This is a genomic window from Streptococcus parasanguinis, from assembly GCF_001578955.1.
GTDB classification, from domain to species: domain Bacteria; phylum Bacillota; class Bacilli; order Lactobacillales; family Streptococcaceae; genus Streptococcus; species Streptococcus parasanguinis_U.
In genome coordinates, this window is the sequence record NZ_KQ969690.1 from 199997 (window position 1) to 226673 (window position 26677).

Annotated in this window: 32 protein-coding genes and 1 pseudogene; all 33 read left to right on the plus strand. The window is 45.1% G+C overall.

What is annotated here, in order from left to right; translation table 11 throughout:
- Positions 1–590 (plus strand): annotated as a pseudogene (locus tag SPADD19_RS12580) (AAA family ATPase); the annotation flags it as partial.
- 295 nt (positions 591–885) lie between these two features.
- A complete protein-coding gene (locus SPADD19_RS04795) occupies positions 886–1134 on the plus strand; it encodes a hypothetical protein (RefSeq protein WP_061455391.1) in 249 nt (82 codons plus the stop codon).
- The gene (locus SPADD19_RS04800; protein ID WP_061455392.1) at positions 1127–1546 is read left to right on the plus strand and encodes a RusA family crossover junction endodeoxyribonuclease; all 420 of its coding nucleotides are present in this window, start codon (positions 1127–1129) and stop codon (positions 1544–1546) included. Before SPADD19_RS04795 ends, SPADD19_RS04800 begins: the two co-directional genes overlap by 8 nt.
- Complete coding sequence (locus tag SPADD19_RS04805) at positions 1524–1745, plus strand: hypothetical protein (protein ID WP_061455393.1); 222 nt, start codon at positions 1524–1526, stop codon at positions 1743–1745. Before SPADD19_RS04800 ends, SPADD19_RS04805 begins: the two co-directional genes overlap by 23 nt.
- Positions 1742–1945: a hypothetical protein gene (locus SPADD19_RS04810; protein WP_061455394.1), complete on the plus strand. Its 204-nt coding sequence runs from the start codon at positions 1742–1744 to the stop codon at positions 1943–1945. The genes SPADD19_RS04805 and SPADD19_RS04810 overlap by 4 nt, the downstream gene beginning before the upstream one ends.
- A 2-nt stretch (positions 1946–1947) precedes the next feature.
- On the plus strand, positions 1948–2463 hold the full coding sequence (locus tag SPADD19_RS04815) for a helix-turn-helix domain-containing protein (RefSeq protein WP_061455395.1): 516 nt from the start codon (positions 1948–1950) through the stop codon (positions 2461–2463).
- On the plus strand, positions 2460–2969 hold the full coding sequence (locus SPADD19_RS04820; RefSeq protein WP_061455396.1) for a DUF1642 domain-containing protein: 510 nt from the start codon (positions 2460–2462) through the stop codon (positions 2967–2969). Before SPADD19_RS04815 ends, SPADD19_RS04820 begins: the two co-directional genes overlap by 4 nt.
- 304 nt (positions 2970–3273) lie before the next feature.
- Positions 3274–3549: a hypothetical protein gene (locus tag SPADD19_RS04830; protein ID WP_061455398.1), complete on the plus strand. Its 276-nt coding sequence runs from the start codon at positions 3274–3276 to the stop codon at positions 3547–3549.
- 1 nt (position 3550) lies between these two features.
- Complete coding sequence (locus SPADD19_RS12050; RefSeq protein WP_164905845.1) at positions 3551–3712, plus strand: hypothetical protein; 162 nt, start codon at positions 3551–3553, stop codon at positions 3710–3712.
- Between the two features lie 30 nt (positions 3713–3742).
- Positions 3743–4168 carry a hypothetical protein gene (locus SPADD19_RS04835; protein WP_061455399.1) on the plus strand — a complete coding sequence of 142 codons (426 nt, stop codon included), beginning with the start codon at positions 3743–3745 and terminating at the stop codon, positions 4166–4168.
- 312 nt (positions 4169–4480) lie between these two features.
- On the plus strand, positions 4481–5539 hold the full coding sequence (locus SPADD19_RS04840) for a DUF4417 domain-containing protein (protein WP_061455400.1): 1059 nt from the start codon (positions 4481–4483) through the stop codon (positions 5537–5539).
- Entirely contained in the window at positions 5529–5981 is a 453-nt protein-coding gene (locus tag SPADD19_RS04845; RefSeq protein ID WP_061455401.1) for a hypothetical protein, read from the plus strand. The genes SPADD19_RS04840 and SPADD19_RS04845 overlap by 11 nt, the downstream gene beginning before the upstream one ends.
- Positions 5982–5984: 3 nt before the next feature.
- Positions 5985–6389: a hypothetical protein gene (locus tag SPADD19_RS04850; RefSeq protein ID WP_061455402.1), complete on the plus strand. Its 405-nt coding sequence runs from the start codon at positions 5985–5987 to the stop codon at positions 6387–6389.
- 189 nt (positions 6390–6578) lie between these two features.
- The gene (locus SPADD19_RS04855) at positions 6579–7046 is read left to right on the plus strand and encodes a hypothetical protein (RefSeq protein WP_061455403.1); all 468 of its coding nucleotides are present in this window, start codon (positions 6579–6581) and stop codon (positions 7044–7046) included.
- Positions 7036–8271, plus strand: a complete 1236-nt coding sequence (locus tag SPADD19_RS04860) for a PBSX family phage terminase large subunit (protein ID WP_061455404.1) — start codon at positions 7036–7038, stop codon at positions 8269–8271. The genes SPADD19_RS04855 and SPADD19_RS04860 overlap by 11 nt, the downstream gene beginning before the upstream one ends.
- Before the next feature lie 72 nt (positions 8272–8343).
- Positions 8344–9837 carry a phage portal protein gene (locus tag SPADD19_RS04865; protein WP_241496520.1) on the plus strand — a complete coding sequence of 498 codons (1494 nt, stop codon included), beginning with the start codon at positions 8344–8346 and terminating at the stop codon, positions 9835–9837.
- Positions 9791–10744: a minor capsid protein gene (locus tag SPADD19_RS04870; RefSeq protein WP_241496473.1), complete on the plus strand. Its 954-nt coding sequence runs from the start codon at positions 9791–9793 to the stop codon at positions 10742–10744. The genes SPADD19_RS04865 and SPADD19_RS04870 overlap by 47 nt, the downstream gene beginning before the upstream one ends.
- A 287-nt stretch (positions 10745–11031) precedes the next feature.
- A complete protein-coding gene (locus tag SPADD19_RS04875; protein WP_061455406.1) occupies positions 11032–11625 on the plus strand; it encodes a DUF4355 domain-containing protein in 594 nt (197 codons plus the stop codon).
- 16 nt (positions 11626–11641) lie between these two features.
- Positions 11642–12523 carry a phage major capsid protein gene (locus SPADD19_RS04880; RefSeq protein ID WP_003017776.1) on the plus strand — a complete coding sequence of 294 codons (882 nt, stop codon included), beginning with the start codon at positions 11642–11644 and terminating at the stop codon, positions 12521–12523.
- Positions 12524–12541: 18 nt separating this feature from the next.
- Positions 12542–12907 carry a phage head-tail connector protein gene (locus tag SPADD19_RS04885; RefSeq protein WP_061455407.1) on the plus strand — a complete coding sequence of 122 codons (366 nt, stop codon included), beginning with the start codon at positions 12542–12544 and terminating at the stop codon, positions 12905–12907.
- A gap of 13 nt (positions 12908–12920) precedes the next feature.
- The gene (locus SPADD19_RS04890) at positions 12921–13199 is read left to right on the plus strand and encodes a hypothetical protein (protein WP_061455408.1); all 279 of its coding nucleotides are present in this window, start codon (positions 12921–12923) and stop codon (positions 13197–13199) included.
- Positions 13196–13540 carry an HK97-gp10 family putative phage morphogenesis protein gene (locus SPADD19_RS04895; protein ID WP_061455409.1) on the plus strand — a complete coding sequence of 115 codons (345 nt, stop codon included), beginning with the start codon at positions 13196–13198 and terminating at the stop codon, positions 13538–13540. The genes SPADD19_RS04890 and SPADD19_RS04895 overlap by 4 nt, the downstream gene beginning before the upstream one ends.
- A 3-nt stretch (positions 13541–13543) precedes the next feature.
- Positions 13544–13909, plus strand: a complete 366-nt coding sequence (locus SPADD19_RS04900) for a hypothetical protein (protein WP_061455410.1) — start codon at positions 13544–13546, stop codon at positions 13907–13909.
- 17 nt (positions 13910–13926) lie between these two features.
- The gene (locus SPADD19_RS04905; RefSeq protein WP_061455411.1) at positions 13927–14508 is read left to right on the plus strand and encodes a phage major tail protein, TP901-1 family; all 582 of its coding nucleotides are present in this window, start codon (positions 13927–13929) and stop codon (positions 14506–14508) included.
- A 67-nt stretch (positions 14509–14575) separates the two neighbouring features.
- Entirely contained in the window at positions 14576–15052 is a 477-nt protein-coding gene (locus SPADD19_RS04910) for a tail assembly chaperone (protein ID WP_061455412.1), read from the plus strand.
- Between the two features lie 317 nt (positions 15053–15369).
- Positions 15370–20070 carry a phage tail tape measure protein gene (locus SPADD19_RS04920; protein WP_061455413.1) on the plus strand — a complete coding sequence of 1567 codons (4701 nt, stop codon included), beginning with the start codon at positions 15370–15372 and terminating at the stop codon, positions 20068–20070.
- 9 nt (positions 20071–20079) lie between these two features.
- Positions 20080–20943 carry a phage tail domain-containing protein gene (locus SPADD19_RS04925; RefSeq protein ID WP_061455414.1) on the plus strand — a complete coding sequence of 288 codons (864 nt, stop codon included), beginning with the start codon at positions 20080–20082 and terminating at the stop codon, positions 20941–20943.
- Between the two features lie 15 nt (positions 20944–20958).
- The gene (locus tag SPADD19_RS11520; protein WP_128861577.1) at positions 20959–23922 is read left to right on the plus strand and encodes a phage tail protein; all 2964 of its coding nucleotides are present in this window, start codon (positions 20959–20961) and stop codon (positions 23920–23922) included.
- Between the two features lie 11 nt (positions 23923–23933).
- The gene (locus tag SPADD19_RS04935; protein WP_061455415.1) at positions 23934–24170 is read left to right on the plus strand and encodes a hypothetical protein; all 237 of its coding nucleotides are present in this window, start codon (positions 23934–23936) and stop codon (positions 24168–24170) included.
- Positions 24171–24174: 4 nt separating this feature from the next.
- On the plus strand, positions 24175–24774 hold the full coding sequence (locus SPADD19_RS04940; protein ID WP_061455416.1) for a hypothetical protein: 600 nt from the start codon (positions 24175–24177) through the stop codon (positions 24772–24774).
- A gap of 29 nt (positions 24775–24803) precedes the next feature.
- Complete coding sequence (locus SPADD19_RS04945; RefSeq protein WP_061455417.1) at positions 24804–25205, plus strand: hypothetical protein; 402 nt, start codon at positions 24804–24806, stop codon at positions 25203–25205.
- 1 nt (position 25206) lies between these two features.
- Positions 25207–25536 (plus strand): phage holin, encoded by a 330-nt coding sequence (locus SPADD19_RS04950; protein WP_061455418.1) that lies wholly within the window; start codon positions 25207–25209, stop codon positions 25534–25536.
- Between the two features lie 11 nt (positions 25537–25547).
- On the plus strand, positions 25548–26393 hold the full coding sequence (locus tag SPADD19_RS04955) for a lytic exoenzyme target recognition domain-containing protein (protein ID WP_061455419.1): 846 nt from the start codon (positions 25548–25550) through the stop codon (positions 26391–26393).
- Positions 26394–26677: the final 284 nt, after the last annotated feature.

A 26677-nucleotide genomic window follows, 5' to 3' on the forward strand; every position in this document is an offset into this window, starting at 1 on the left:
TATACGCGCAACGAATCAACCACACGGCGACACGAATCTATAAAGACGCAATTCGAGCAGCAAACATTGACTATTACCAAGACAACGTAAGCCTTGACGATCTCCAAAGCGCGAGCGTCATGAGATCGCACTTTGAAAGAGCGATCCCAAACGTGCTCGAGCGTAAGCCGTGGACTGAGAGAATCGAGGAAGCCCGTCGAGCGATTGAAATATCGACAGCGTGGCGCGTGGAAGGCACTCTTCGGGAGTTTGCCAAGTTCAAGCCTGTCAATATGTGGTTTAGCTATCCAGTACATTTTTTGGACGATTCGGGAGTTTTAGCTGATATCCAACTCGAGGACAGTAAGCCTATGTGGCAAAAAGGACACGAGGGCAGAAAGTCAAAAGAGCAGAATCAGAAAGAACGAAACGAGAAACTCGAGACGGCCTATTACGCACTTTTCGATGGATCATCTCCAGTTACAACGAACGAGCTCAAAGACTATTTAGGGTTAAAATCCACGAAGTCAGTCGAGAATTATATCCGTGAACATGATGGTTTTGATATTAAAAAAGGTATCGTTTTTCCTATAAAAGAAAAGGAAAAATAGGAAAAAGTCTAGAAGAATTCTTTGGAAAAATACAGTATTTTTCTTTTCCAGTTTTGGAAAAAGTCTAGTATTTTTCTTTTCTTTCCGAAATTGGAAAAATAGGAAAAAGTCTAGTATTTTTCCGGAAAAAAACTGCAATACCCTTAGTCAGGGTAAAGGGGAAGTTTTCCAAAGTGGAGTCAAAGAGAAAAGGAAAAGGGGCTCAAGCTCCGCCCCTTTATCCTTTATCTCATCTTTGACAAAAGCGCAAATGGAAAACCTAAAATAAAATAATAAAAAGAAAATGGTATAAAAAATGAGAAAAAAGGTCAGATCAAAAAGATTGGAATTTGGGAAACGTATGCCACCACTTTATCATACGATACCCGGTCAAGATTTTTGGTATTCAGAATCGGAAGTTTTGAAATGGATCGCAGATCAACCGCTTTTGTTAGATTGGTTAAAAGATCAATTAAATTCAGCTGGATATATTACCTATAACGCGACAACTGGAAAATGGACCGGAGTCGATTATGAGAAAAGAATGAGGGAGAAAAATGATTGAGTTCTTTTTGCCGATGGAAAAAATTCCGACGACAACGCACCAGCAAAAAAAAGTAAATGTCAGAAATGGCAAGCCGATTTTCTACGAACCTGAGGAGCTGAAAAATGCTCGAGCAAAATTTGAAAGCTTACTTGCGCGTCATGTACCACCAGACAAATTGAAAGGGCCGATCCGGCTCACGGTCAAGTGGTGCTTCCCGATGATTAAGGGAGCGCACACAGGCCAGTACAAGACAACCAAACCAGACACGGACAACCTCCAAAAGTTATTTAAAGATTGTATGACCAAGCTCGGGTTTTGGAAAGACGACGCACAGGTCGCAAGCGAGATCGCTGAAAAGTTTTGGTCTGAGGTCGTGGGGATCTATGTCAGAGTGGAGGAGTGGGACGATGAACTATATACATTTCTTTAGCGTCGAGCTCCCGGACTTCATGGCACGAAATAACCAAGTGGCACAAAGCCTCGGTTTTGGTTCTGAGCGCTATTGGTTCTGGACCGTGGACGCGATCGCTGAGATCTGCAAAAAATACCATGACGATGAACTGGTCGTAAAGCAATTCGGGCTCTTGTTTGAATGGCTCGAGAAACAGGCGGAAGGAGTGAAAACATGAAGGAAAAAACGTACTATGAAGTTCTGGCAGAGATGGAAAAGGAAAAATATAACAAATTAGACGTGCAATTATCGCTCGGGGCTATATGTGCTGGGCTCGTGAAAGAATTACAAAATAATAAAAAATTGAATGAAATTAATTACACGATACCGATCGGGAAACAATTGTACAAAATATCAGTCAAAAAGAAAGAAAATTGACTATGGAACGTGTGAATTATAATCCAAAACAGCGCGCAGAATTTAAAAAGAATCTAAAGCGTCTAATGGACGAAAAAGGAGTCACAAAAACACAGCTTTCAAGAAAGCTGGGCTGGTCCTATAATACGATTGATTATTGGATCCGTGGGGATCGTGTACCAGATAAAACAGGAATCGAGGCTATATGCGATTATTTCGGAATCGACGACGTGGAACTATTGGGATCTGAAATGAAAGTCCGGACGTTCGCTTATTATAAAAACGATACGCTTATCGCGTTCGGTACCATGGAAGAGATCGCTGAACAGACCGGGCGGAAGATCGAGTCGTTGCGGAGTTTGCTTTGCAATTCAAAACGTTTTAATAAGACAACGAAAACATACATGATCGAGCTCGAAGACGATAGACGATACAAGCTAAAATTTAAACAGTCGTTTACAATCGACGAGCTGAATCTAAAAGGAATCGGGTGGTTGCTAGAAAGCCCACTCGTAGAAGTAGAAGAGGTAGAAGAATGAATAAACAAGAATTAATCGGGAAAATCAAGAGTGCAGAAACTTTATATTTATCTTCTGGTCCATTCATCGGAAAGAAATTGATCTTAGACTTAGTCGAACAGCTAGACGACGAAAAAGAAAAAGTCACGCTTCCCCGACCGGTGGCGAACTGGATCTCTTGTGTGAGAGGACGAAACAAGACTTTACATTTTGCGCTAGAAAATGCACCAGAAGAGGTGAATCTATGGTTTTGCGAAGATGAAAAAAATCGGCAAAATATTTTTGCTGACGCTTGGGTGAATGGCTATCATATCGAACCCGAAAAACGCTATATCGTAACAGTAAAAAATATCGGAAACGAATGTAAGTACTTGAAATGGAACGCCTTACAACAATACTGGTATTTTGGAAATGGTAAGAACCCGAAAGATATTCGCTTGTATCACACGTTAGAAAATCTGCAAAAAGGGGGTTTCGGGAATGTGTTTGTAAACCCGCTCTTTACGATTGAGGAGGTAGCGAAATGAGCGATAGTGTGTTTATATACGCCTTCGCAAGATATGGCTGGACTGAAGAATGTATAGATATTGACGAAGTAGCTTATGTGGACTTTGAGAAAGGCCAAATATGTCTTAAAGCGCATGACGCGCGGATTCCACGTATGATTCAGACTACTTCAGTGGACTTGTATAACGTCGAAAAGGCTTTGTTAAGAAATCGGGGGTGATTGAATAATGGACTTATTAACACTTATTTTCAGGCTCTTATCTCTTGCGTGGCTAGGTGGCCTCACAGTGATCGGCTGGGCTATGTGGAAAGAGGGACGAGAAAATGACGAATAATGATAAGCTGTTACGTGCGAATTTTGCGTTTATCCTTTTTGTCTTAATTGCTGTATGTGTCAATCTGAACGCACGAGTCCGGACGTTAGAAACGAGCAACGGTGAGCTACAACAGACAATCCAAACGCAAAAGGACGAACTCGAGAAAGCTGAAGAAAAAAACACAATGCAAGACGTGATTATAAATAAATTGAACAGCGATTATAATTCGCGTATAGCCCAACAATTACAAGAGATCGCCGATCAAAACGGCGTCGGGGGATAGTATGAAAGTTTATGTCGTTAGAAAATATCTTAAACGTACACGCTGGGACGTGAATCATTCAACCAAGTTTGAAGAGATCGAATTTCAGACTAAAGAAGAAGCGCTGACCTATCGTGACAGTCAGAAAGTCGGAGTCTTTGACGTGTACGAAAAAGAAGTATAAAGCCCACTTGGTGCTAGAAAGGAGGAGCGCTTGCGGATTGAGACAAGATATGGTTATCTTATAGACGCGCTTCGACGCTACCCGTTCGATAAAGAGATAAAAGAGCGAATCGAAGAGATCAGCTTCCCTTATCAAAATTTCGACGAAAATTGGTTCATAAAGAGCAAGTCAGCAAGTAACACGCCGGAAGCCTTAAAAAACGTGATCCTTAAAGAAAACGATCCGGAACTAATTCGGCTGTACACACTAGCGAAAGCGATTGAAGAGTACACAAACGAGTGTGAAGGGACAGTGTGGGAGGCGATCAAATGCTTATACGTGACACGATCAAAAAATGTCGAAGGCGTGGCCCTCGAGTTGTTTATGTCAAAAAACTCAGTCTATCGAAATGTTATCAAACCATTTTTCGAAGGCCTCGAAAAGAAAGTAACAAGTATTTTTTTAAAAAGTCGCTGAAATTTGGGAAAAGTGTTCAAAAAAAGGTGGTAAAATTGTATTATCGGGAGATCGAGAGAAACGGAGATCTCCCAGCGGACGACAGGGCCAAGCCAACAGTTACAGCAGCACGTTTTTACTTTCATAAAACTTTTTTCGTTTGTGGGATCTCCTTATATTTTTTTAAAAATTTTTCGTTTTGGCGGTTCGATTCCGCCCGTCCGCTTAGCAAGGTTTTCTAATTCTTCCCTTGCGAATCATTTCTAATACTCTATACTTTTCTTTTCCAGCCCTCCTATTCCTTTCTGGGGGCTGGTTTTTTGGTGGTTTTAAATGCAAATCGAAAGAGTCAAAATAGCCGATCTGAGAGAATACGAGGGGAACGCAAAATTACACCCACAGGAGCAGATCGACAAGATCAAAAAATCGATCCAAGAGTTTGGGAATAATGACCCGATCGCGATTGATGAAAACAATATCATCATCGAGGGCCACGGACGCTTACAAGCGCTCGAGCAACTCGGATACACAGAAGCGGAAGTCATTCGCTTGTCTCACTTATCAGAGGATCAAAAGAAAGCCTATATCTTGGTACATAACAAGCTAAACATGGACACGGGCTTTGATAGTGAAATGCTAAAAGATGAGCTGGACGAGATCTTCAGTGTGGACATGGCAGATTTTGGTTTTGACTTGCCGAAAGAGGATCTTAATTTTGATTTTAAACCAGAGGAATCAGAGGAAGAGGAAGAAAAAGAATTTCACAGAGAAACAACAATAAATCAATATAATCTGGACTTATTCGATCAAACGAAAACCGAAGGGCGTTTTGAAATGCCCGTCCTCGATCCAGTGGATCACGTACCGGAACGCTTGCAAGGCTTTAATTACGTCTTAAACAAGCCGGATCACGGCGCGGGAGTCCATTTCTTTCTTGACGATTATCAATTTGAGAGAATCTGGCAACGGCCGGAATATTATATCGAGAAGCTAGGCGAGTTCGATTGTGTACTTACGCCAGACTTTAGCTTATATATCGATATGCCGGTAGCTATGCAAGTGTGGAACGTGTATCGCTCTAGGTTGATTGGTCAGATCATGCAGAGATACGGCTATATGGTTATTCCCACGGTATCATGGGCGTATTCGGATAGTTTTTCTTTTTGCTTTGACGGATTGCCGGAGGGCGCTACACTTGCGATCAGTACGATTGGGGTCAAGCAGAACGAAGAACAATTTGAAATATGGCGCGATGGAATGGACGTCATGATCGAGCTATTGAAGCCAAAAAGATTGTTAGTCTATGGTGGCGCGGTTGAGTATGACTATGGAGATATCGAAGTACACTATTTCGAAAATGAAACAACGGAGAGAATGAAACATGGGCGGTAGAGGAGCTAAAAGCTCCGGCGGAAAAGGCCGGAAAACAAAAGTAAGTGGTGGCGGTGGTGCAACTAGCGCCGGAACGTTGCCACAAAGCACAGAGGCGAAGTTGAACCCGATCCAAATTAGACTGAAAAAGAAATTGTTTACTAATTATCACGAGAGACGCGAGCAATGGAGGCAAACAGGGTCAAGGCAAACGATCAATTACGACAAATCAGACAAGCGAATCACTCGGGATCAAGGCGAAAGTAATAGGACACGGACAAGTAGATATAGAAAAAATAAATATTTCGAAGAATACAAACCTAATGGGAAAAGCGCAGTACAGATTCAGAGTGGGGCAATCAAAAAACGGTGGGCGAAACATTTTAACGAGCACCACCAAGCGAAACGTAACCCGCTATCTGAAAGCGGATTTTCTAAAGCTCAAAGAATTAGAGTGAGGTAAGTTATGGGTGGCAGAGGTGCAAGTTCAGGTAGGAGCAAAAAAGGCAAACTGTACGGAACAGAATATAAAACTTTACATAAAGTAGGGAATATCAAGTTTGTTACTCAAAACGAGCAAGGATCACAAAAAGCACCGATGGAAACAATGACTAAGGGTAGAGTTTACGCGCTGATCGATAGGAATAAAAACGCACCTAAAAGCATTGTTTATTTTGATACAGAAAACAAGCGTAACAAACAAATTGACTTGGACCATGTGCATAGAGGAATGAGTCCTCATGCTCATCATGGATATAATCACAACGAATTTGATAAAAGCAAAAAGAGGGCAACTAGTTTGACGCCGAAAGAGAAGAAGCTCGTTGAAAAAGTCAAAACAGAGTGGTATAATCATATTAAGAAAACGTAGATAGTCGTATATAGGGATTACGCCTTGATTGAGGAGATTCCGGTTCGAATCCGGGCTTCTACGTTCAGCCCCCTAATCGGGGCTTTTTGTTTGCAGAAATTAAAAAGGCAACTCCCCTCTTTTTGCTATATAGAATGAAAATCACAAGTAATAGCACTTGTGATTTTTTTGTTTGAAAGGAGGTAAGAATTGCCTAGAGATGGAACAGAAAACTTAATCCCGTTTAACGAGCGAACAGAGGAAGAACAGAGAAAAATCCAGAGAAAAGGCGGTATCGCCTCCGGAAAGGTTCGAAGGGAAAAAGCGGACTTAAAAAAGAAAGTCAATCAAATTTTGGAGATGGACGTCTTCAGTCCGCAACTAAAAGAAATGCTCGAAGAGAAAGGCTTGAGCGCGACGAATCAGACAGCAATTGCGACGGTGCTTTTGCAAAAGGCCCTTAAAGGCGATATGCGAGCTATTGAGCTCTTAGCCAAGATGAACGGCAACGAGGGCACAAAAGATAATCTCGACAAGAAAGAGCAAAAGGAACGAATCAAGGCCCAGCAACTCGAGAACCAGAAAAAGGCCCAACAGTTGGAAGGCAACGTCGTTTCAGAAGATATCATGTCCGACTATTTCGACAAGTTGGAAGGAGTGATAAAAGATGGCTCTTGATCGATTATACACAGATAAACAGATCGGGATCTTGCGTCGCTCTATCGCTCGTGACTGGTACATGATGATAAATCATGGCGCAGTACGGGCCGGGAAAACCAAGCTCGACAATGATCTTTTTTTGATGGAGCTGAAACGGGTTAAGAAAAACGCTGCTAAAGTCGGAGTTCAAAAACCCATGTACATTTTAGGTGCGGTATCGTCTGGGACGTTGCAAACAAATATCTTGCGCGAGATCACCGACGCTTACGGCCACGAATTTCAGTTTGACCGACACGGGAACTTTACCTTATTTGGCGTATACGTCGTTACGACGTTTACGGGGTCCATAGCGGGCCTTAAAGCTATTCGGGGTATGACAGCCTTCGGGGCCTATGTAAACGAGGCCACGCTCGCGAATAAGGAGGTTTTTGACGAGATCTTAAAACGTTGCTCCGGTTACGGCGCGCGTATAATATGCGATACCAACCCAGACCACCCAAAACACTGGTTAAAGGTTGATTATATCGACAAGGCGGACGATGAAAAGATCATCGCGAACCATTTCACGATATTCGATAACACGTTTTTAAATCAACGATACGTGGACAACTTGATCGCAACGACGCCTTCCGGTATGTTCACAGAACGCGGGATCTATGGTAAATGGGTGATCGGTGAAGGTGCGGTCTATCGTGATTTCAAAGAGGAAATGTACGTCAAGAAAGCACCCGAGCATTTTGCGAAGATCTATGCTGGGGTTGACTGGGGTTATGAGCACTGGGGCTCGATCGTTGTCGTTGGACAAACTGAGGCCGGGGACGTGTACATACTCGAGGAACACGCGCACCAGTACAAAGAGATTGATTTCTGGGTTGACGTTGCAAAGGATATTAAAGCGCGTTACGGTGATATATTCTTTTGGGCAGATAGCGCACGGCCCGAGCACGTCGGACGGTTTAACCGCGAGCGTCTTAAATGTTTCAATGCGTACAAGTCGGTATTATCCGGGATTGAAGAAGTGGCCAAACTTATGAAGGGTGGCCGTTTTTTTGTCGTTTCAAATAAGGTCCGCAAGTTCAAAGACGAGATCTATCAATACGTCTGGAACGAGCGCACAGGCGAACCACTGAAAGAGCACGACGACGTACTAGACGCGGTAAGATACGCGATCTATTCGCAGCACGTATACGATACGAGCAGCACAGTAAAAGAGCGTATGCAAAGCGCACAATATTATTTCTAAAAGGAGGAATAAGAGAAAGTGAAATTCCTTAAAGGGAGACGCTTCGACGAGAACGCGAATCGTCAGTTTATCATGACGGCCGAAGATTTTGACACGATCGAATACGAAGGCCAGAAATGGATCGAGCGTCTAAAAAACTATATCGGAACGCACAGATCCGAGCAATTAGACCGGTTGAAAGAACTGAAACGCTATTATCTCGCCGATAATAATATCAAGTATCGCGAGGCCAAAAGCGATCCGTACAGCGCGGACAACCGAATCGCGAGCGACTGGGCAAAATACATTGCTATTTTTGAACAAGGATATATGTTAGGAAACCCGGTCGAATATAAGAATGAGAACGCGGAGATCCAAAAACAGATTGACCAGTTTTCAAAGCAAAACAACGAAAAGGACCACAACGTCGCGATCAAGACAGATCTCGCGATCTATGGCCGTGCTTATGAGCTTTTGAATACGTTCCAAGACGAGGACGGCTCGGTTTGGGTTAAGCTCTATCGTATGGATCCGGAGCAAACTTTTGTCATTTATGACGATAGTTACGAGCAACGTTCATTGATGGCTATCAACTACTACTCTATCAGTTACGGCAACGGCCACAAACGCGATTTCGTAAAGGTCTATACTAGTAACGCTATTTATGAGTATGTGGACGATAATCAAGACACGGACACGCTTCATCTTAAAGACGTAAGCGAGCATTTCTTTAATGGCGTACCGGTGAATGAGTTTAGCAATAACACGGATCGGACAGGCGCGTTTGAAGCCGTGCTGGACTCTATCGACGCTTACGACTTATCACAGTCAGAGCTTGCGAACTTCCAACAAGACAGTAACGAGGCTCTTTTGGTGATCTCGGGGAACCCGTTTACCGGGGTTGATGATAAGGACTTCTTAGAAGATGGCCGAATCAATCCAAACGGTCGCCTTGGGGTATCTCAAGCGTTCAAGAAAGCTAAAATCTTAGTTCTCGATGATAACCCGATCCCGGGTGGATCGAGCCCAAGCGCGAATTATCTCGTTAAATCATACGACACGGCAGGGGCCGAAGCGTACAAGGAACGGCTGGTTCAAGATATCATGCGGTTTACGTTCACGCCAGATACCACGGACAGCAACTTTGCAGGTACACAGTCGGGTGAAGCGATGAAATATAAGCTCATGGCGTCTGACAATTACCGAGGCAAACAAGAGTTGCTTTTTGAAAAAGGACTCATGCGTCGTTTACGTCTCGCAGTGAATATCTGGAAGATCAAGGGCAACGATTCAGAAAATTATAACCTTATCAATGAAACAAGCGTTGTTTTTAAACCAAATATCCCGCAAAATAACAGCAAGATTGTGGCAATGGCCAAGAATCTGTATGGCGTGGTAAGTGAACAAACAATCTTCGAAATGCTCGAACAAGTGACAGGCGTCGACGCTGAAGCAGAGCTAAAGCGTATGAAAGAAGAAACGGAAAAAGCGCTTGAAATGCTCCCACGAATCGAGCCAAAAGCCGGCAAGGTAGCGATAGATGAAGAAGATAAAGAAGATGAAGAAACTGAAGCTGACCAACCATGAGGAATACTGGGAAGCACGCGCCCGGGAGATATTCGAGTACGTTGACCGGAAAGATATAGACTTCTTCGCTGAATTAGAAAAAACTTACCGCAACGAGGCAGTAAGACTTCAAAAGTCATTGTTCGACTTTTACGCAAAGTACGCCGAAGATCATGAACTCACTTACCAAGACGCAACGAAGCGCCTTCGTGGTGAGGATTTGAGCGACTATGTGGATAATGCGACGTTATACCGCGAGCAGGCCGAAAAGGATCCAGAGCTATTAAAGCGATTGAACCAACAATACGCGTCAGCTCGAGCGATCAGAATCGAGGCTTTGCAGCTAGAAGCTATCCACAGGCTCGGAGTGCTCACAGGAGCACTCCATAAGAGCTTCGAGAAGTATTTATTCAACGTCGCGGAATACGCGTACAGAAAGGCAATGGGAGGCCGTACAGGCGCGGTCAACCGTCCAGCGTTTGAAGAGATTGTCAAAACCCCTTTCAATGGTCGGAACTATTCCGAGCAACTTTGGGGCAACACGGACAGCCTCGCGCAAAAGCTGAAAGAAGTATTTAAACAAGGTTTTATTCGTGGGGACAGCCCGCAAGATATGGCCCGCGAAATACGAAAAGAGTTTAATGTGGCACGGTCTCGAGCCGAAACGTTGGTAAGGACCGACGCGACGGCCGTCATTAATCGGGCCACTATCAAGCGGTATCAAAAAGCCGGGCTAGAGTATTATAGAATCTTGGTCGTGCTAGACGATCGGACCACTCAAATATGCCGGCGAATCGCGCAAGAAAACAAGCTGTACAAGCTCGAAGACGCGCAAGTCGGGGTAAATATGCCCCCGTTTCATTACAATTGCCGGTCTACGATCATGCCGGACGCGGAAGAAATAGAAGAGGAGGGATCTAGTGGTTAATATCTGGGATATAGTATCTTACACAGCGGGGCTTTTCTGCTTTGCCTTCGTGGTATTAGTGGGTTGGGCCGTGATCGCTGGAATGATCGAAGGTATCATAAATAGCATTAAACAGTCGCGAGGCGACAAGGATAAGTGATCGGAGGTGATCCGGTATCTTGACAAGCGGGAATAGACCGCTTTTTTTATTGTCCAGACTATGCGGAGGACGTTAAAAGCTGCATTGTCTCGTCGCCGGACGTAAAACGAGAACAATCGAGTGACGGCGTAACCGTCGGAGGAAAATAATGTCAGAAAATACACAAGCAGTCGAGACTGAAGCACTTGAGCAAGACGTCACTCAAGAAGAACAAGTCGAAGCCAAGCAAGAAAAGGCAGAGCGTACCTTTACACGCGCCGAGTTTGGGAAAGCAATCGCAGCCGAGATCGCCAAGGCCCGCGCCAGCTGGGAAGCAGAGCAAGCTGAAGCAATCGAAAAGGCCAAAAGCGAAGGCGAACGCCTCGCAAAGCTGACCAAAGACGAACGCGCGAAAGAAGAGGAAGCAAAACGAATCCAAGCGATCGAAGAACGCGAGCGAGCTCTTGCAATCAAAGAAATGCGCGTGGCCACTCAAACGCTATTGAGCGAAGAAGGACTTCCGGGCGAGTTTATCGATTTTGTGATCGATGAGACAGCCGAAGCCACAAAAGAGAAGATCGGCACTTTGCGACAAATCTTTGATAAGGCAGTAGAAGCGCGCGTCGATGAACGCTTGACACAGAAAGCCCCTCGCAAGGGTACGGGCCCAGTATCTATGACGAAAGCGGAGATCATGGCTATTGAGAACGACGAAGAACGTCAAGCGATGATCGCTGCAAACATTGGACTATTTAAAAACTAGAAAGGGCTATTAAAATATGGCTGAAAACAAACTTACAACCATGACAGATCTTGGCGAAATTAAGTCCATTGATTTTGTCAATAAATTTTCTAAAAACATTAACGACTTGCTCCGTCTTTTGGGGGTAACTCGCCGTCAAGAATTGACAAATGACCTCAAGATCCAAACTTACAAATGGACAGCGGACGTTGACACAACTAAAACCGCTGAAGGTGAAACAATTCCGCTCTCTAAAATGACACGCGCAAAGGACCAAGAATACACGGTAGAATGGTTCAAGAAACGTCGTGCAGTATCAGCGGAAGCGATCGCCCGTCACGGTGCGTCACGCGCTATCACAGAGGCAGATACACGCTTGCTTCGTGAAATTCAAAACGGAATCAAAGAAGACTTCTTGGCTTACCTCAAAAAGACTAAAACAAAAGTCAAAGGGAAAAGCCTTCAACAAGCTCTTGCGAATAGCTGGGGCAAATTGACCACTTTCAACGAGTTCGAAGGATCTCCACTTGTATCATTCGTTAACCCGCTTGACGTGGCAGAATACCTTGGAAACACAGCGGTAGCGTCTGACGCTTCAAACGTGTTCGGGTTCACACTTTTGCAAAACTTCCTCGGTATGCAAAATGTTATTGTTATGCCTTCATGTCCACAAGGCAAGATCTATACAACAGCCGTTGAAAACCTTGTTTTCGCTTACCTAAACGTTGCTGGTGGTGATCTTGGTGGATTGTTTGCGGACTTCACAGATGAAACAGGCTTGATCGGTGTGGCGCGTGATCGTCATTTAAATAACTTGACTTTCGAGTCAGTATTCTTTGGCGCTAACGTTCTTTTCGCTGAAATTCCGGACGGTGTGGTGGAAGCTACAATCGAACCAGCGTCAGCGGTAGCAGCCTAGTTTTAGGAGGTTTGAGCGATGACAGCAATCAATATCGATCAAGTAACGGAAGAGCTTCGACTTTTAAAGGGTATTCCCAAGGCTGACCAAGAACAAGACGATCTTTTGGCCCTTATTGTACGGGATAGCTTCGAGCGTATGATCGCTTACGTCAATCAATTCTCGGAAACAGCACTCGAGGAATTGCCCGAAAGCGTGGCTTATATCCTTCGAGACGTTGCCGTCAGTCGCTTTAATCGACTAAACTCGGAAGGCGCGACAGCGGACAGCGAGGAAGGCCGGAGCTTCACTTGGGAGTCTAGCTATCTAACAGATGAGCATAAGGCCGTATTACAAGGCCTTGCGATCAAACATCGGGCCCGCGGAATCGCTCGATTCATTTAAAGGGGGCGCGTGTATGATCTATAACGAACGCGTGACCTTGATCTTTGAGGAAGAGCCGGAGGACGAATTGCTTGAGAGCACGGAAACGAAGAAGAGTTTTCCGGTCCCTTGTATGCGAAATTCATTATCTAGTTATGAGATGATGGGGCTTTTTGGTAAGTATGACTTTGATTCGTTCAAATTGCACTTACAAGGCACGTACAAGGGCTTCTCGGAAGTGATTTACAATGGCCACAGGCTCAAGATCAAAGGTAAACGATATCATCATAATAGCACGGTTATTTACTTATGAGTTTTTCGTATACAGTAAAAGGCTTGGACAAGTTTATTCGGAAGGTCCAAAACAAACCACGGGAAGCGCGTCGGGCTGTATCGGCAGAATTGCAACGATCGGCCTTGCGTGTGGAACGAAAAGCCAAAATGAAAGCGGCAGTCGATACCGGATTCATGAGAAACGGGATCTTTGTCGCTCGGGTCGGTATGTTACGGTACAAAGTAACGTCTCCCGCTGGTTATTCGGTCTATGTGGAGCTTGGAACTCGTAAGATGAAGGCCCAGCCATTTCTTGGTCCAGCCGTTAAGGAAGAAAGCGAAGCGTTATTTAAAAACCTTCGTAAAATGTTTAGGAGGTGATTCATGGCAAACGAAACGCCTTCAGTTCAAATGCTCGCAGATTTACGCGAAAGATTAAAACCACTTAATATCCCGATTAAGTTCAAATTACCTAAACAAGACACACTCGAGCCGTTTTTGGTGATCGGGCAATCTAGCTCGGACACGTCTAAAACAGCTCAAACGGGGCTTATTATCGAGGATATGAGCGTACAAATCGATATTTTCTTACCGGGCACGGAAAGCCGGGCCGGGGTCGAGAAGGTCAAATCTGAGGCCCTTCGCAGGATCGGCCACAATCGCAACGTAAACGCGAGCGTACTCTTGGACGATACGGTAGGCCGGGAAGTCTACCATATCGTTATTGCACTAACAGATACAATTTTTTAAAAAGGAGCACTTTATAAATGGGTGAAGCTGAAGATAAAGCAAAAATTAAAATTACGATTGCAAAGCCGATCGTAGGTAAGAAAGTATTTTATTTCATTCAATCAATCCACGCTGAAAAAGGTAACGGAGCAATGCTTCCAGCCTATCGTACAGATGGTACGACAACTATGGGTGGTGAATACATTGACGAACAAACTCAACAAGGGCGCTTGCTTGAGAAATCAACAGATGAGCACTCAATCGAGTTGACTCAACATCTCGCGCCTAAAGATCCGTCAGTTCAAGTCATTCTTGACGCACAAAAAACAGGGGAATCTGTAAAAATCTGGCGCGTTATCGTTGACGAGTCAGTTAAAGATACTTCAACCGGGAAAGATACTTATCCAGCACAGTTTGGATATGGTAAGATCACAGACGACGTAGAATTTACTGACGCAATTGATGGATTCGTCGAGTTGAACTATACAGTGGGTATCGTTGGCCGTCTTCGTGATGGTAAGTTCCCACTTTCAGCGGACGAAATCGCAATGTTGAACGACGTTTACGAGTACCAAAACCCGGGCGAAACAACAGGCGATTACAACAATATCACACGCTAATTTTTCAAGCAAAGGGGCCTCGGAAGCCCTTTTGCTTTTATTTTTTTGACAAAAAAGGAGTTATTCAATGGAATTTTCAGTCGGAAGCCGCGCAATCGAGATCAAATTTGATTATATGACCATGTACAAGGTCAATCGTGATCTTGGATCTCAAGGACCAGACGGCACACGTAACGAGGACGGCGTCGGAGCTCTATTCCTTCGTGTGGTTGATCGTAACGATTCAGCTCTAGTGGATCTTATCAAGCTATGTGCAAGCAAGAAAGCGAAAGCCGTAAGCGATGAAGAAGCTATCAAGGCAATCGCGGACAAAATGGAAGATCTCGGAGCAGAAAGCACAGAGCCACTATTTGAAGCACTAGAAGAAGAGATGGTCGAATCTGGTTTTTTCAAAGAGAAAGTTTCGAAATACTTAGAAAATCTCGAGCTGGGATTGAAGTACCTCAAAGCCAAAGCAGAAACAGCGGAGGACAAGGCACAAGCGGAACTTCAGATCGAGCAGACAGAGGCGCAAATTGGGCGCTTGAGAAGCGCAATCTCTTAATAGAGTGCGCTCGCTTGGGTCTGACTGACCCAAATATTATTTTTTCATGTACAAAAACAGAGCTTGACGCGATTCGCGAGGGCCTTTACTATCGAGCGATCGAAGAGAGGGAAAACCTCGTCGAACTTGCTTTTAACTTACGATACACGCTAAACGCTAAAAAAGCGGACTTTGGCAAGTTGAGCAAGAAAAAAGATCGAGAAAAGGTCCGACGTCTATTCAGACAGCGCGAAGAGCGGGAAAGCTCTCAAGGTATGCTCGAGAAGATCGAGCGTCTTAACGAACATTTCAGAAATAGATAGATAGGAGGTGGGGCGATGGCTTTTGATGGATCGATTGAAGCGATTATCGGCGCGGACTTAACCGGGTATGAAAAAGCAATGAGCGACGTCGTGAGTTCGACTCGTAAAGCATTTCAAAACGCGGCACAGGAAGCGTCAAAAAGTGCGAATCAGATGATTCGGGAAGTCGGGGAATTAATGAACCGGCTTGCAAACAGTAACCAAAATATCGGATCCAAGATCGGCCAAGGATTGACCGGCGGATTCAAAATCGCCCTCGGAGAGCTACAACGTATCTCTTCTAACATTGGCGCAAAAATACCTGACCCCATAAGGAAGGCATTTACTCGCGTTTCGGCTGACATTAAGTCAGTCTTAGGCACGATGAAAAATGACGTCTCAACACTTGGGGCCGGTATTAATTCGAAAATTAAAAAAGCGTTTGACTTTGATATTTCAAAAGCGATCAAATCGCCAAAAAGCGCGTTTGCTGAGATGGCAAACAGCGTTGACTCTATGGCCCAACGGATCAGCTCCAAAGTCCACAGTTTAGGTTCAGTCTTTACTAATTCGGCTAATAATATGTCCGGATCATATAAGACGGCCTTCGGTGCGATTGGGGACTCTATGGCCCGGCTCGAAGCTCGTATTCAGTCCGTGGCTGGCAATCTTACGAGTGCACTTGGTCAAAAGGTATTGAACCCGATCAACTCTTCGTGGTCCAGTATGTTTACCAACTTGACCAATAAGGCTAACAGCTTCGCGGATCGAGTTCAAAACTCTTTCGGTGGTAAGATCTTATCATCAGTTAACAACCTCGCGAGCAACGTAAGCGGACGACTTGGAAACGCGTTTCAGACAACAGGTCAAAAGGCTGTCAGCGCGTTAACTGGGATCGTTAGTCATACGAATCAAGCGGCGAGCGCGTCAACAAACTTGCTCAAGCAGGTTTTAGGTGTGGCTGCTGCTTACAAGCTTTTTGATCTTGGGAAACAAGCAATTAAGAGTACTGTTTCAAAAGCTGCTGAGTTCGAAGCCAAAATGAGCAATATCAAGGCCGTGACGGGCGAGAGCGCGGAAACGATGAAGAAATTCAATGACGCTGCAATTAAAGCCGGGGCAGATACAGCCTTCAGCGCAGCGGACGCCGCAGACGCGATCGGCGAACTTGCAAAAGCCGGGGTATCAACGAAAGATATCCTAAACGGTGGACTCACAGCGTCCCTAAACTTGGCCACAGCGGGCGAGTTAGATCTAAAAGAAGCTGCTGAAATCACGTCGACAGCGTTAAACGCCTTCCGTCGTGATGGAATGACGGCCACACAAGCAGCAAACCAACTCGCGGGAGCTGCTAACGCGTCAGCGACAGACGTCCACGAGTTGAAATATGGTCTCTCAATGGTCGCACCAGTTGCGTCTGGGCTTGGTCTATCGTTCCGCGATACCACTAACGCCCTCGCAGTATTCGCTCAAAACGGGCTCAAAGGTTCCGACGCCGGTACGTCTCTTAAAACTATGCTGATGAATCTGCAACCGCAGACCAAGGCACAAACGAACATGATGAAAGAACTCGGGATCATTACGGCCGATGGCTCGAACCAGTTCTTCACGGCTGAAGGTAAGATCAAGTCATTCGCTGAGATCTCTCAAGTTTTGAAAGATCGTCTCGGTGGGCTTACCGACGCAGAAAAACAAATGGCTTTGAAAACTATGTTCGGTACCGACGCGGTGCGCGCTGCTACTATCGCGATGAACGAGGGAGCAGATGGCGCTAACAAGATGCAAGAAGCTATCGACAAGGTGACGGCTGCTCAAGTTGCGGCTGAAAAGCTCAACAACTTAAAAGGGGCCGTCGAGGCTTTGAGTGGATCTTGGGAAACGTTCCAGATCAAAGTCGGGACGGCAGTCCTTCCAATCCTTACGACACTCGTCAAATGGATTGATAAACTAGTTGACAGGCTTTCAAATTCGCAGGGAGTCCAAAACTTCCTAAACGCTATTGAATCAATCAACCCGGCCTTAAATCAGTTTCTTAACGGAACTAAAATGACCGACGAGCAAGCGAATAAGTTTAAAGGCACCATGCAAGCTGTAAAACCAGCCGTAACAGCCCTTGTGGGCGCGTTTGCGTTCGGTCCAGCGGTGCGCGGACTAACTTCGCTTACTGGTGTTATGGGTACGGTCGCAATGAAAACAATGGCTCTCGGATCTATCGCTTCTAGTGCGTTTAGCACGGCCGGAGGCTTCATTTCGAGTTTTGCTGGTAAGATCGCAGGTATTCCGGGCGCTCTTGGTGGAGCTGCTTCGCAAGGTCTATCAATCCTTAGCATGATGACAAGTGGGATCGCGTCCGTTATGGGAATCGCCCTCGCGTCAATCGGTCCGGCTGCTATCCTTGGCCTTGTCCTCGCTGGTTTGGGCCTAATTAATCAACAATTCGGGCAACAGATCAATCAGTTGATTACCACAGTAACAACTAAAGGACCATTAATCATTCAAACCCTTGTAAACGGGATCACTAGTCAATTGCCGAGCTTGATCGCTTCGGGCGCTGATCTAGTGGCCAAACTCGCGCAAGGTTTTGCGACAATGTTCCCGGTTATCGTTGACGCTGGTATTCAATTAATCGGTAGCCTCGTTCAAGGCGTGGGCCAAAATGCGGGCTCGCTTATTTCGTCGGCAATAACCGCCATCGGATCATTCGTCGATACATTGCTTCAAGCATTACCACGATTGATCTCAATTGGTATGGAATTACTCCTCAACTTGACGAAGGGGAATCTCCAAGCTATGCCGCAATATCTCGCGACAGTTCAACAAATTGCGACAAACTTTATCACAAGCTTGCAAGCAAACTTCCCTTCCATCCTTGAACAAGGGATTCAAATTTTGATGAATCTCGTCCAAGGTTTCATTCAAGCGTTTCCGGCAATCATCCAAATTGCGACACAAGTCATTGTCGGATTCATGCAAACGATCCTGTCGAACTTACCAACGATCTTACAGGGTGGTATTCAATTAATCGTAACCCTCGTTCAAGGGATCATTAACGCGTTGCCTCAGATCGCGCAAAGTGCGGTACAGATTATCGGTCAGATGATCCGTGGATTCGCTCAAGCCTTGCCACAGCTTCTTATGGCTGGGGCTCAATTGATCGTACAGCTTGCAATAGCGATCGTTAAGGGCTTACCTAACATCGTCACGGCAGCTTGGGAGATTATCAAGGGATTCGGCGAAGCTCTTCTTAACTTCATTCCGAACGCGCTGAAAGGCGTCGCGGACGCTATCGGGAATTTCTTCGGTGGTATCTGGGACTGGATCACGGGCAAGTCAGACGAAGGTGGAGAAAAAACCAAGGCGTCTATTGACGGCACAGCCGAGCATATCAAGAGCAAGAGTTCGGAAACGACGACACAGTTAAGTACCGACGCTTCAACCGCTTCTACGAATGTATCGACTTCTTATAGCCAGATGAGCGCGAACACGATCGCGTCAACGTCTAACATGAGCCTTGGCGTTACGGCTAATATGTCTCAAATGTCCACAAATGCTATGGACAGCACAACTCAGTTGCAACAGAACGCCTCGACTAACTTCGGACAGTTGAATACTGACGGCACAATGAATATGCAACAGCTTGCAGCGAACGCGGACGCGTCATTTAACCAGATGAACGCAAACGCACTCGCACAGACTGGCCAGATGAATACAGGCGTAACGACTAATATCGGTCAGTTAAACGCGAACGCAAGTAACGAGTTGAATCAGTTAATGAATAACGCGAACGCGAGCACGACGGGAGTCAATACGGCTGCAACCACTAACGCGCAACAAGCAAGCGCGAACGTTGTAAGCAACTTCCAACAAATGCAAACGGGAGCAACGAGCGCTACAAATGCTATGGCAATTAGTGCTCAGACAGATTTTGATAAGATGGCCCAACAAGCTGAGCAATCAAGCTCTAAAATGTCACAGTCTATCACGACGAATTATCAAAATATGCAAAAGATTGTCACGCAAGAAATGAACGCGACAGCCCAAGCGGTTCAAGCTGGCCTCAATAAGATCTCACAAGTGAGCTCTTCGGCTGGTAAGCAACTAGAAAGCTCATTTAAGTCAACGTTCCAAAGCGTGACAAACAGCGCTAAAAGTGGTATGCACGCGTTCACTAGCACCATGCAATCAAGCATGACGCAAGCGGTATCGCTTGCCGGTTCGGCTTGCAATCAGATTTCGGCTTCGTTTGGCTTGCTTCCAGCATTGCTTCAAATGGTCGGATTTAACGCTGGCATGGGTCTATATAACGGACTCGCTTCGATGGCTGGTTCGCTTTATGCGCTTGCTTACAGTATTGCTTCTAGCATTGCTGCGATCATGCGTTCGGCCTTGGATATCCACTCGCCGTCCCGCGTAACGAAAAAGATCGGGAGCTTCACGGGTGAAGGTATGTATCTCGGTATGAAAGACTGGGTCGGTGATATCAAGGCGATGGCGAAAACATACGCGCAAGCAATCACAGATCAAGACTATCAGACTAACAGCGTATTGACCACAAGCGCGAGCGTGACCAGCTCGGGCGTTCGTTCATCTCTTGAGGACTTGAGCGATGAGGTCAAAAATTCACAACTTTCGAACCAAAAATTCGAAGTACATAACGAAATTGTGGGAGACAAGATCTATACCACAATCAAAGAGAAGGACGCGAGAGAAAAGGCGCTAGACGCTTATTTCGCGTAAGGGGGAACGATGGACTTATTAATTGAGAAAGACGGCCAAAGTCAGAAACTTTCTGGCCTTGGCCTTTACAATATCACGGTCGATGATTCGTCCCCGGCCGTGGAATTATCAAGGCGAACCGTCAAGGGGCGCAATGGTTATATTTTCGACGGCTTGACTTATACCGAAAAGAAAATCTCAGTCACGGCTAGACTTTCAGCGGGTTCGATGGAGGACTTTTTAAACAAAAAAGACGAATTGACTCGCTGGGTCTTGGGTGACGATAGCTTCTATATCACGAAATTGTACCAAAACGTAAATAATATTTACGACTTCCAGAAGCCCGGCCAAACGACAGGCGATCTAAATATTGCCCAGTTGCCTCATGCTAACTGGAAATATCGCTATAACGTTGTGGGTAATGGTCAAATCGAGTTTGATTTTATCGGCAATTCGGAAGCCGGGATCAAGTACAATATTTCGTTTTCATTCGTTACAGCGGAGCTCCCGTATGGCGAGACAGTCCCACGGGATCTCGCACTTAGCGCAAACAGTTTTCCATACAACGGAACGGCGCCACTCAGTCAATTAGAGGTTCCTTTCGTTGTGGAGTTAACCGCAAACGCTGATAATACTAGTTTTTTCCTTGAGATCGACGGCCGTCGGTTTACTTACCAGCACACAGAAACGCCTTTAAGGTCGGGCCAAAAGCTCCTTTTAAAGGGAGTTGAGACGGCAATCTATCAAGGGCCAACAACGCAAGACTTAAACGTCAACAACCGGACGAATTACGAGTATTTTGTCATTCGGCCAAAGCCTAACCGGTCGGTCAATTGGTTTACTAATTTTAAGGGGACCGTCAAGATCCTCGGTTTTAAAGAGCTATATCGTTAGAGAGGAGGTGGACTTTTGATTACTTTTTACGACGAAACGGGCAAAGGATACGGAGCCCAAGTTGAGCTAAAAACTAAAAACGCAGTAAATGGCGAACGATCGATCTCCGGAACGATTGTATCTAATAAACAGGTTCTATCGAAATTAGATCGTGGGTGGAGTTTTACCTTCGACGGAGAGCTTTATAAGATCATTTACGCGAAGCCGAAAGACGAAGGAAAAAACATTTCTCTATCTTTTGACGCGGTCCACCAGTTCTTTTACGATTTCGAGCACTCGAACTGTTATAAAGAATTTAACGGTTCAAATCGTTTTGAAGTGTATATCGAGGCGATTTTTAAAGATAGCGGCTATCGGTACGTGATCGAGGCACAAGCGGGATCGATTCGAAAAGAGAATTTCGGTAACGCGAGCCGGCTCAAAATGTTCAAAGATATCATTAAGGCAGCGGGCCTCGAGTTTTCGGTAACTGGTAAGGTCGTTCGAATTTTGAAAAAAGTCGGGACTGACCTTTCGACAGTTGTCCGGAAAAATTTCAACATGAACGAGCTCACGATTGAAAAAAATATCGGTGGCTTTATAACCTATAAAAAAGGGCTGGGGGCGTGGAAAGATGAAGAAAACCACGACGCAGGCCGATATACTTCAGAGTATGAAAGCCCACTTGCTCGGATCTATGGCCGAATCGAGGGCGAACCCGTAACAGACGAGCGCTATAAAGAGACTGGTAAGCTCTTAGAACGACTAAAGAAAGAAGTCGACGAATCCTATTCGATCTCGGTCCAGCTTGATATGGAAGATCTCACACAAGCCGGGTATAAGTACACACGGCCCCGTGCGGGTGACTATATCATGGCTATTAATGAGACGATCGGGTTCCGTGAAAAGATCCGTATTGTGTCTTACGAGAGCTCTTACGACGTGACGGGCCGGCTATTATCTCACAAGGTAACCTGTAACGATATTGGGACCGTGCAGAAAGCGATCACGTCGGAAGGCTCGATCATGCGAAGCGTTTCCGAGTCGAAGCAATACGCCGAAGGTGCTCTCGAGGTAGCCACACGGGCGCTTGTTTCCGCGAATGGTAAGAATACCAACTATTACGGCACAACGAAGCCAAAAGATGAGCCAAGAGGGACGCTTCACGAAGGCGATCTCTTGTACTTGACCGTAGGAGAGGAAACGGAGCTCTATTATTGGAGCGGGTCGGAATGGCTCCCAAAAATTCTCAAAGTTGACACGTCGAAGATTGAAAAAATAGTCAACGACGCCCAAGCCTCAACAACCCAAGCAATCGCACAAGCCAACGCAAAGGCAGAAGAAGCCCTCAAAAAAGCCGGCACGTTACCAGACACTAGCAAGCTATCTGACCAGATCAAGCAACAGATTTTATCAAGCCCAGACTTGCAGAACAAAGTCACGGAAGGTGTAAATAGCGTTGATGGTAACGTGATTTATAGTAAAATCTTTTCCAAATTGTTAACGCAATTCGCAAATAAAGGTGATTTTGAAAGCCTTGATCGGGTCCAAAACGATCAAGGGCGCGATCTTCTGAATCTGTCCAAACAGATCACAGCTCAGACGCTAGAATTTAACAAGCTCACGGAATCAAACAAGATGTATGAGCGTATTCTCGGTAAGAGCGAAACAGGCGCACCAGACCAACTCTCACGGTTGGTTATGAGTAGCCAGATCTTCCAGACAGAGGTTGGGAAGTATTCAACTAGTGGTGGACCGAATATGCTCCGAAATTCGCGAGCCGATGACGGATTGAACTACTGGACTGAAGCTAATGGACGGTTGACCTTCACAGCTCACCATTTTTACCTAAACGGTCAGAAGCGAATGTTTTCTCTAAGACCAGGAGCATTTGTCCACAGTCCGCGATTTATCATCAAACAAAATACAAATTATATGCTTAATTTGATAGCTTTTGATGCTAACACAGCACGCTTTAAAATTGCATTCTGTAAGCGTAGAAAAGGATCGACGAATGACTTTGATGAAATGCAAATAATCTTTGACAAGACTGGAAGTCCAGCATTTAACTCAGGCAGAGCCGTCAAGAAGTCATTTAGTTTTAATACCGGCGCATTTGATGAAGGCTATCTGTTATTTAATTATCAAGGGAATTCTAACGGCTGGTCTGGTCTATTTATGACTGAGCTGGACTTTTACGAGGGTACAAATGACCGGCTATGGCAACCAAGCCCAGACGACAGCGCAGAACCTATCGAAGCAGTACGCACACAAGTAAGCCAGCTCGCTGGTTCTTGGTCGGTCAAAAATCTAAGTAGCGCGGGCGACGTACTCAACTCTATCAATCTACTTGCTAACGGTACGAACCTAATAGACGGAAGGCTAACACATATCACGGGGCAGACTGTTATCGACAACGCGGTTATAGAAGACGGTATGATCGCTAACGTATCTGCTAACAAAGTAACCGCTGGGACTATCGACGCTCGCGAAGTAAACCTAATCAATCTAAACGCTAAAAGCGTAACGTCTGGAACGTTTAAAGGTTTAACTTTCGAAGGTGGTATTATTCGCGGAAATTATGGAAATACCGTGATCAATTTGAACTCAAATGTAACGACTTACAACGGAACAGCCAAAATTGAGTTCATGTCCCCACAAAACTCGCTGGAATTTAACTCTGGGGGTCGTAAGGCTTTCCTATCCCCAACTATTTCTAATGGAACCAATTATGCAGCATTTGCATTTGGAGTCAATGATAGAGGAGTAATGGACCCGAACGCCAATTTTACAGGACTCAAAATATTTAACCAATACGGCCACCGCAAAGTTGTCCTTATTGGTGATGTACACATCGTGAAAGATTCTGTATCGAACAATGCACCTTCAACATCTTTGGCAGATATATTTAGATATATCAACGAAAACTTTAAGGCGTTACAAAGATTTCGTGACCAAAATGGTGAAGGATATCCAGGTTTTTACGACATAAGTCTTTAGAAAGGCAATAGATGAATACATCAGATAAAATTATAAATGCGATCTCGCATAATCTCGCAAATGCTATCGTTGAGGCTACAAAATATTCGGTCTTGTACGAGGAAACAAACGAAGAAAACAAGCGCATAAACGAGGAATATCAACGCGTAAACGAGCTATTGAGCAAATTTAACGATGTTTTGGATAGCGATCAAGCACTCAAGGACCTCTTTGATGAGGCCTCTCAAAAATTAGAAGAAGGTAAATAAAAATATGGATTTTAAAATCATTAACAAATACTTGCAAGAAGAAGGACGTACCTTTGTATCAATCCGCTCGGCCAACCCTTACACAGCCTTTGAGCGTGTACTAATCGGGGACCGTACCAACGAATCGGACGAAGCACTTATTCAAGCCGTCCTCGGCCAAGTTGTGACTGAATTAAACCCAGTCGAAGGTGTTAAGAAGTTGCAAGAGGATTTATACACGCAAGCCCAAGAGTACGAGGCGAAGCTGGCCAAGAAAGACGAAGAGATCCAAAAGGTAAAAGACGTGGCAGAATGGAGCGTACTCGCCCGCGTGACTGACATTGACCACCCGCTGGACCCTACAGTCTTTAAACGTGGCCTTGAATTGGTGGACCTTGGGAAAGTAGGCGAAACCTATCCAGCACAAGCGATCTTTGCGATTGAGGACCCGAACCATATCGAGAAATACAGCGAAGGCAAGCGCGTGATGGTCCAAGTGAACCAGCCGTTTACTTACCAAGGTGAAACGCTTGACCAACTCGCAAGCCTTGAGCAGAACGGCAAACTTGCGATCTGGAAATGGACTGAACCAAAAGCTGAGCTTGAAACTCAACCCGTCCAGTAAGCGAGTAGCTTGATAGGGGGGTGGTTTAATTGGACCTATTAGCATTAGTGGATAAGTTGACACCCGTTCTGGTCGTGATTATTCCCAGTTACTTTTCCTTTAAAAGTACAAAAACCACGAAAGAAGCTGACAAACGTCTTGAGGGTCTATCTAACAAGATAGACACCCTCGAGAAGTCAGTCTCAAACGTGGAAGAGATCGGAAAAGATAACCGAAAGAATTTAACGATGATCGGGAAAGGCTTGCAGCGGCTCCAACGTTTTCGATTGCAGGAGAACTTAAAGAATGCGCTCAAGCGTGGACACACTAACCAGCATGAGATCGAGGAGCTATCAAAATTATATGAAAGTTACGTCGAATTAGGCGGTAACGGAGCTATTAAAGTGCTCTTTGAGCGCTTTTTAGAATTAGAAATAGACGAGGAAAAATAAAATGGATCAAATCACAAGCATTATCACAACATCAGCAATGAGCATTTTAGTTGTATTAACCGGGATCGTGGTTCAAGCGATCAAAAAATACTTACTTATGCGCGGGGGCAAGAAAGCAATCGAGATCGTTGAGATCTTGGCAAAAAACGCGGTCAACGCTACAGAGCAGGTTGCGGATAAATTGGATATTCACGGCAAGGATAAACTCGAGCACGCTAAAACGAGCTTGATCGAGGGCCTTGAGTCTCAAAATATCCACTTGACCAATCAAGAACTCAATACGTTTATCGAGGCAGCAGTCAAACGCGCTAACGAAGAATGGAAGAAATAGAGAGGTCGAACATGAGTGTACAACAATCTATTGTTAACGGTTTTACTAGTCGTCGTGGGCTGATTACCTATTCAATGTTCGGAAGCCGTAACGGTTCAGACGGAACCGGGGACTGTTCGGGTATCATGTCGCAAGTATTAAAGGAAGCCGGAATCAATATCATCGGCCTACCGTCAACAGTTACGCTTGGCCAGCAACTAGCTAATAACGGCTTTTACCGCGTAAGTATCAATCAAAACTGGGACGCACAACCGGCCGATATTATCTTGATGAGCTGGGGTGCTGATATGTCAAGCTCAGGCGGTGCTGGTGGACACGTCGGAGCGATGATCGATGATACATACTTCATTTCTTGCGACTACTCAACTCAAGGAGCAGTCGGACAAGCGATCAATACTTACCCGTGGAACGATTACTATAGCTGGAATAAACCAGCTTATATTGAGGTTTGGCGGTATGCTGACACGGCACCACAGACGAATAACCAAGCGAACACATCCGTACAGCCTCAAGAGAAGGCATACTACGAAGCGAACGAGGTCAAGTATGTTAACGGTATCTGGCAAATCAAATGCGACTATCTCGCGCCCGTCGGCTTCGACTGGACCGAGAACGGTATTCCTGTTTCGATGGTTAACTGGGTCGATAAGGACGGTAATAACTTGCCAGACGGAGCAGATCGAGACTTTAAAGCGGGCATGTTCTTCTCGTTCGAACTCGACGAAGCCCATATCACGGACAAGTGCACGGGTGGCTATTATGGTGGCTACTACTGGCGCCTGTTTGAGTTTGGACAATTCGGACCGATCTGGCTCTCTTGCTGGGATAAGGACGATCTAGTCAACTATTACGAATAATAAAACGTAAGTTCAAAAATTTATAATCTTTTTTCTTCCCCTCCTTTTTTGGAGGGGCTTTTTTGTGTTTATAACGGCAATTTCTTAATTTTTCCATTATAACGGCAATAAAAAAGCCCTCGGGCTCGTTCTCTCAATTATGCGGGCAATGAATACGATTTTGAATACGACTTTTTTCAATTATTGAAAAATGACGAAAACGATATTTTTCTAAAATACGCGATTTTTAAACGTTTGAGAACATATGGCACAATGATGGAAACAGTTTTTGAAATATGCTAAAA

What these genes read in the sequence shown, in the direction of transcription:
- SPADD19_RS04795 (WP_061455391.1), top strand. Translation starts at nt 886, where the DNA reads ATGAGAAAAAAGGTCAGATCAAAAAGATTGGAATTTGGGAAACGTATG.
- SPADD19_RS04800 (WP_061455392.1), top strand. Translation starts at nt 1,127, where the DNA reads ATGATTGAGTTCTTTTTGCCGATGGAAAAAATTCCGACGACAACGCAC.
- SPADD19_RS04805 (WP_061455393.1), top strand. Translation starts at nt 1,524, where the DNA reads ATGAACTATATACATTTCTTTAGCGTCGAGCTCCCGGACTTCATGGCA.
- SPADD19_RS04810 (WP_061455394.1), top strand. Translation starts at nt 1,742, where the DNA reads ATGAAGGAAAAAACGTACTATGAAGTTCTGGCAGAGATGGAAAAGGAA.
- SPADD19_RS04815 (WP_061455395.1), top strand. Translation starts at nt 1,948, where the DNA reads ATGGAACGTGTGAATTATAATCCAAAACAGCGCGCAGAATTTAAAAAG.
- SPADD19_RS04820 (WP_061455396.1), top strand. Translation starts at nt 2,460, where the DNA reads ATGAATAAACAAGAATTAATCGGGAAAATCAAGAGTGCAGAAACTTTA.
- SPADD19_RS04830 (WP_061455398.1), top strand. Translation starts at nt 3,274, where the DNA reads ATGACGAATAATGATAAGCTGTTACGTGCGAATTTTGCGTTTATCCTT.
- SPADD19_RS12050 (WP_164905845.1), top strand. Translation starts at nt 3,551, where the DNA reads ATGAAAGTTTATGTCGTTAGAAAATATCTTAAACGTACACGCTGGGAC.
- SPADD19_RS04840 (WP_061455400.1), top strand. Translation starts at nt 4,481, where the DNA reads ATGCAAATCGAAAGAGTCAAAATAGCCGATCTGAGAGAATACGAGGGG.
- SPADD19_RS04845 (WP_061455401.1), top strand. Translation starts at nt 5,529, where the DNA reads ATGGGCGGTAGAGGAGCTAAAAGCTCCGGCGGAAAAGGCCGGAAAACA.
- SPADD19_RS04850 (WP_061455402.1), top strand. Translation starts at nt 5,985, where the DNA reads ATGGGTGGCAGAGGTGCAAGTTCAGGTAGGAGCAAAAAAGGCAAACTG.
- SPADD19_RS04860 (WP_061455404.1), top strand. Translation starts at nt 7,036, where the DNA reads ATGGCTCTTGATCGATTATACACAGATAAACAGATCGGGATCTTGCGT.
- SPADD19_RS04865 (WP_241496520.1), top strand. Translation starts at nt 8,344, where the DNA reads ATGACGGCCGAAGATTTTGACACGATCGAATACGAAGGCCAGAAATGG.
- SPADD19_RS04870 (WP_241496473.1), top strand. Translation starts at nt 9,791, where the DNA reads ATGAAGAAGATAAAGAAGATGAAGAAACTGAAGCTGACCAACCATGAG.
- SPADD19_RS04875 (WP_061455406.1), top strand. Translation starts at nt 11,032, where the DNA reads ATGTCAGAAAATACACAAGCAGTCGAGACTGAAGCACTTGAGCAAGAC.
- SPADD19_RS04880 (WP_003017776.1), top strand. Translation starts at nt 11,642, where the DNA reads ATGGCTGAAAACAAACTTACAACCATGACAGATCTTGGCGAAATTAAG.
- SPADD19_RS04885 (WP_061455407.1), top strand. Translation starts at nt 12,542, where the DNA reads ATGACAGCAATCAATATCGATCAAGTAACGGAAGAGCTTCGACTTTTA.
- SPADD19_RS04890 (WP_061455408.1), top strand. Translation starts at nt 12,921, where the DNA reads ATGATCTATAACGAACGCGTGACCTTGATCTTTGAGGAAGAGCCGGAG.
- SPADD19_RS04895 (WP_061455409.1), top strand. Translation starts at nt 13,196, where the DNA reads ATGAGTTTTTCGTATACAGTAAAAGGCTTGGACAAGTTTATTCGGAAG.
- SPADD19_RS04900 (WP_061455410.1), top strand. Translation starts at nt 13,544, where the DNA reads ATGGCAAACGAAACGCCTTCAGTTCAAATGCTCGCAGATTTACGCGAA.
- SPADD19_RS04905 (WP_061455411.1), top strand. Translation starts at nt 13,927, where the DNA reads ATGGGTGAAGCTGAAGATAAAGCAAAAATTAAAATTACGATTGCAAAG.
- SPADD19_RS04910 (WP_061455412.1), top strand. Translation starts at nt 14,576, where the DNA reads ATGGAATTTTCAGTCGGAAGCCGCGCAATCGAGATCAAATTTGATTAT.
- SPADD19_RS04920 (WP_061455413.1), top strand. Translation starts at nt 15,370, where the DNA reads ATGGCTTTTGATGGATCGATTGAAGCGATTATCGGCGCGGACTTAACC.
- SPADD19_RS04925 (WP_061455414.1), top strand. Translation starts at nt 20,080, where the DNA reads ATGGACTTATTAATTGAGAAAGACGGCCAAAGTCAGAAACTTTCTGGC.
- SPADD19_RS04935 (WP_061455415.1), top strand. Translation starts at nt 23,934, where the DNA reads ATGAATACATCAGATAAAATTATAAATGCGATCTCGCATAATCTCGCA.
- SPADD19_RS04940 (WP_061455416.1), top strand. Translation starts at nt 24,175, where the DNA reads ATGGATTTTAAAATCATTAACAAATACTTGCAAGAAGAAGGACGTACC.
- SPADD19_RS04950 (WP_061455418.1), top strand. Translation starts at nt 25,207, where the DNA reads ATGGATCAAATCACAAGCATTATCACAACATCAGCAATGAGCATTTTA.
- SPADD19_RS04955 (WP_061455419.1), top strand. Translation starts at nt 25,548, where the DNA reads ATGAGTGTACAACAATCTATTGTTAACGGTTTTACTAGTCGTCGTGGG.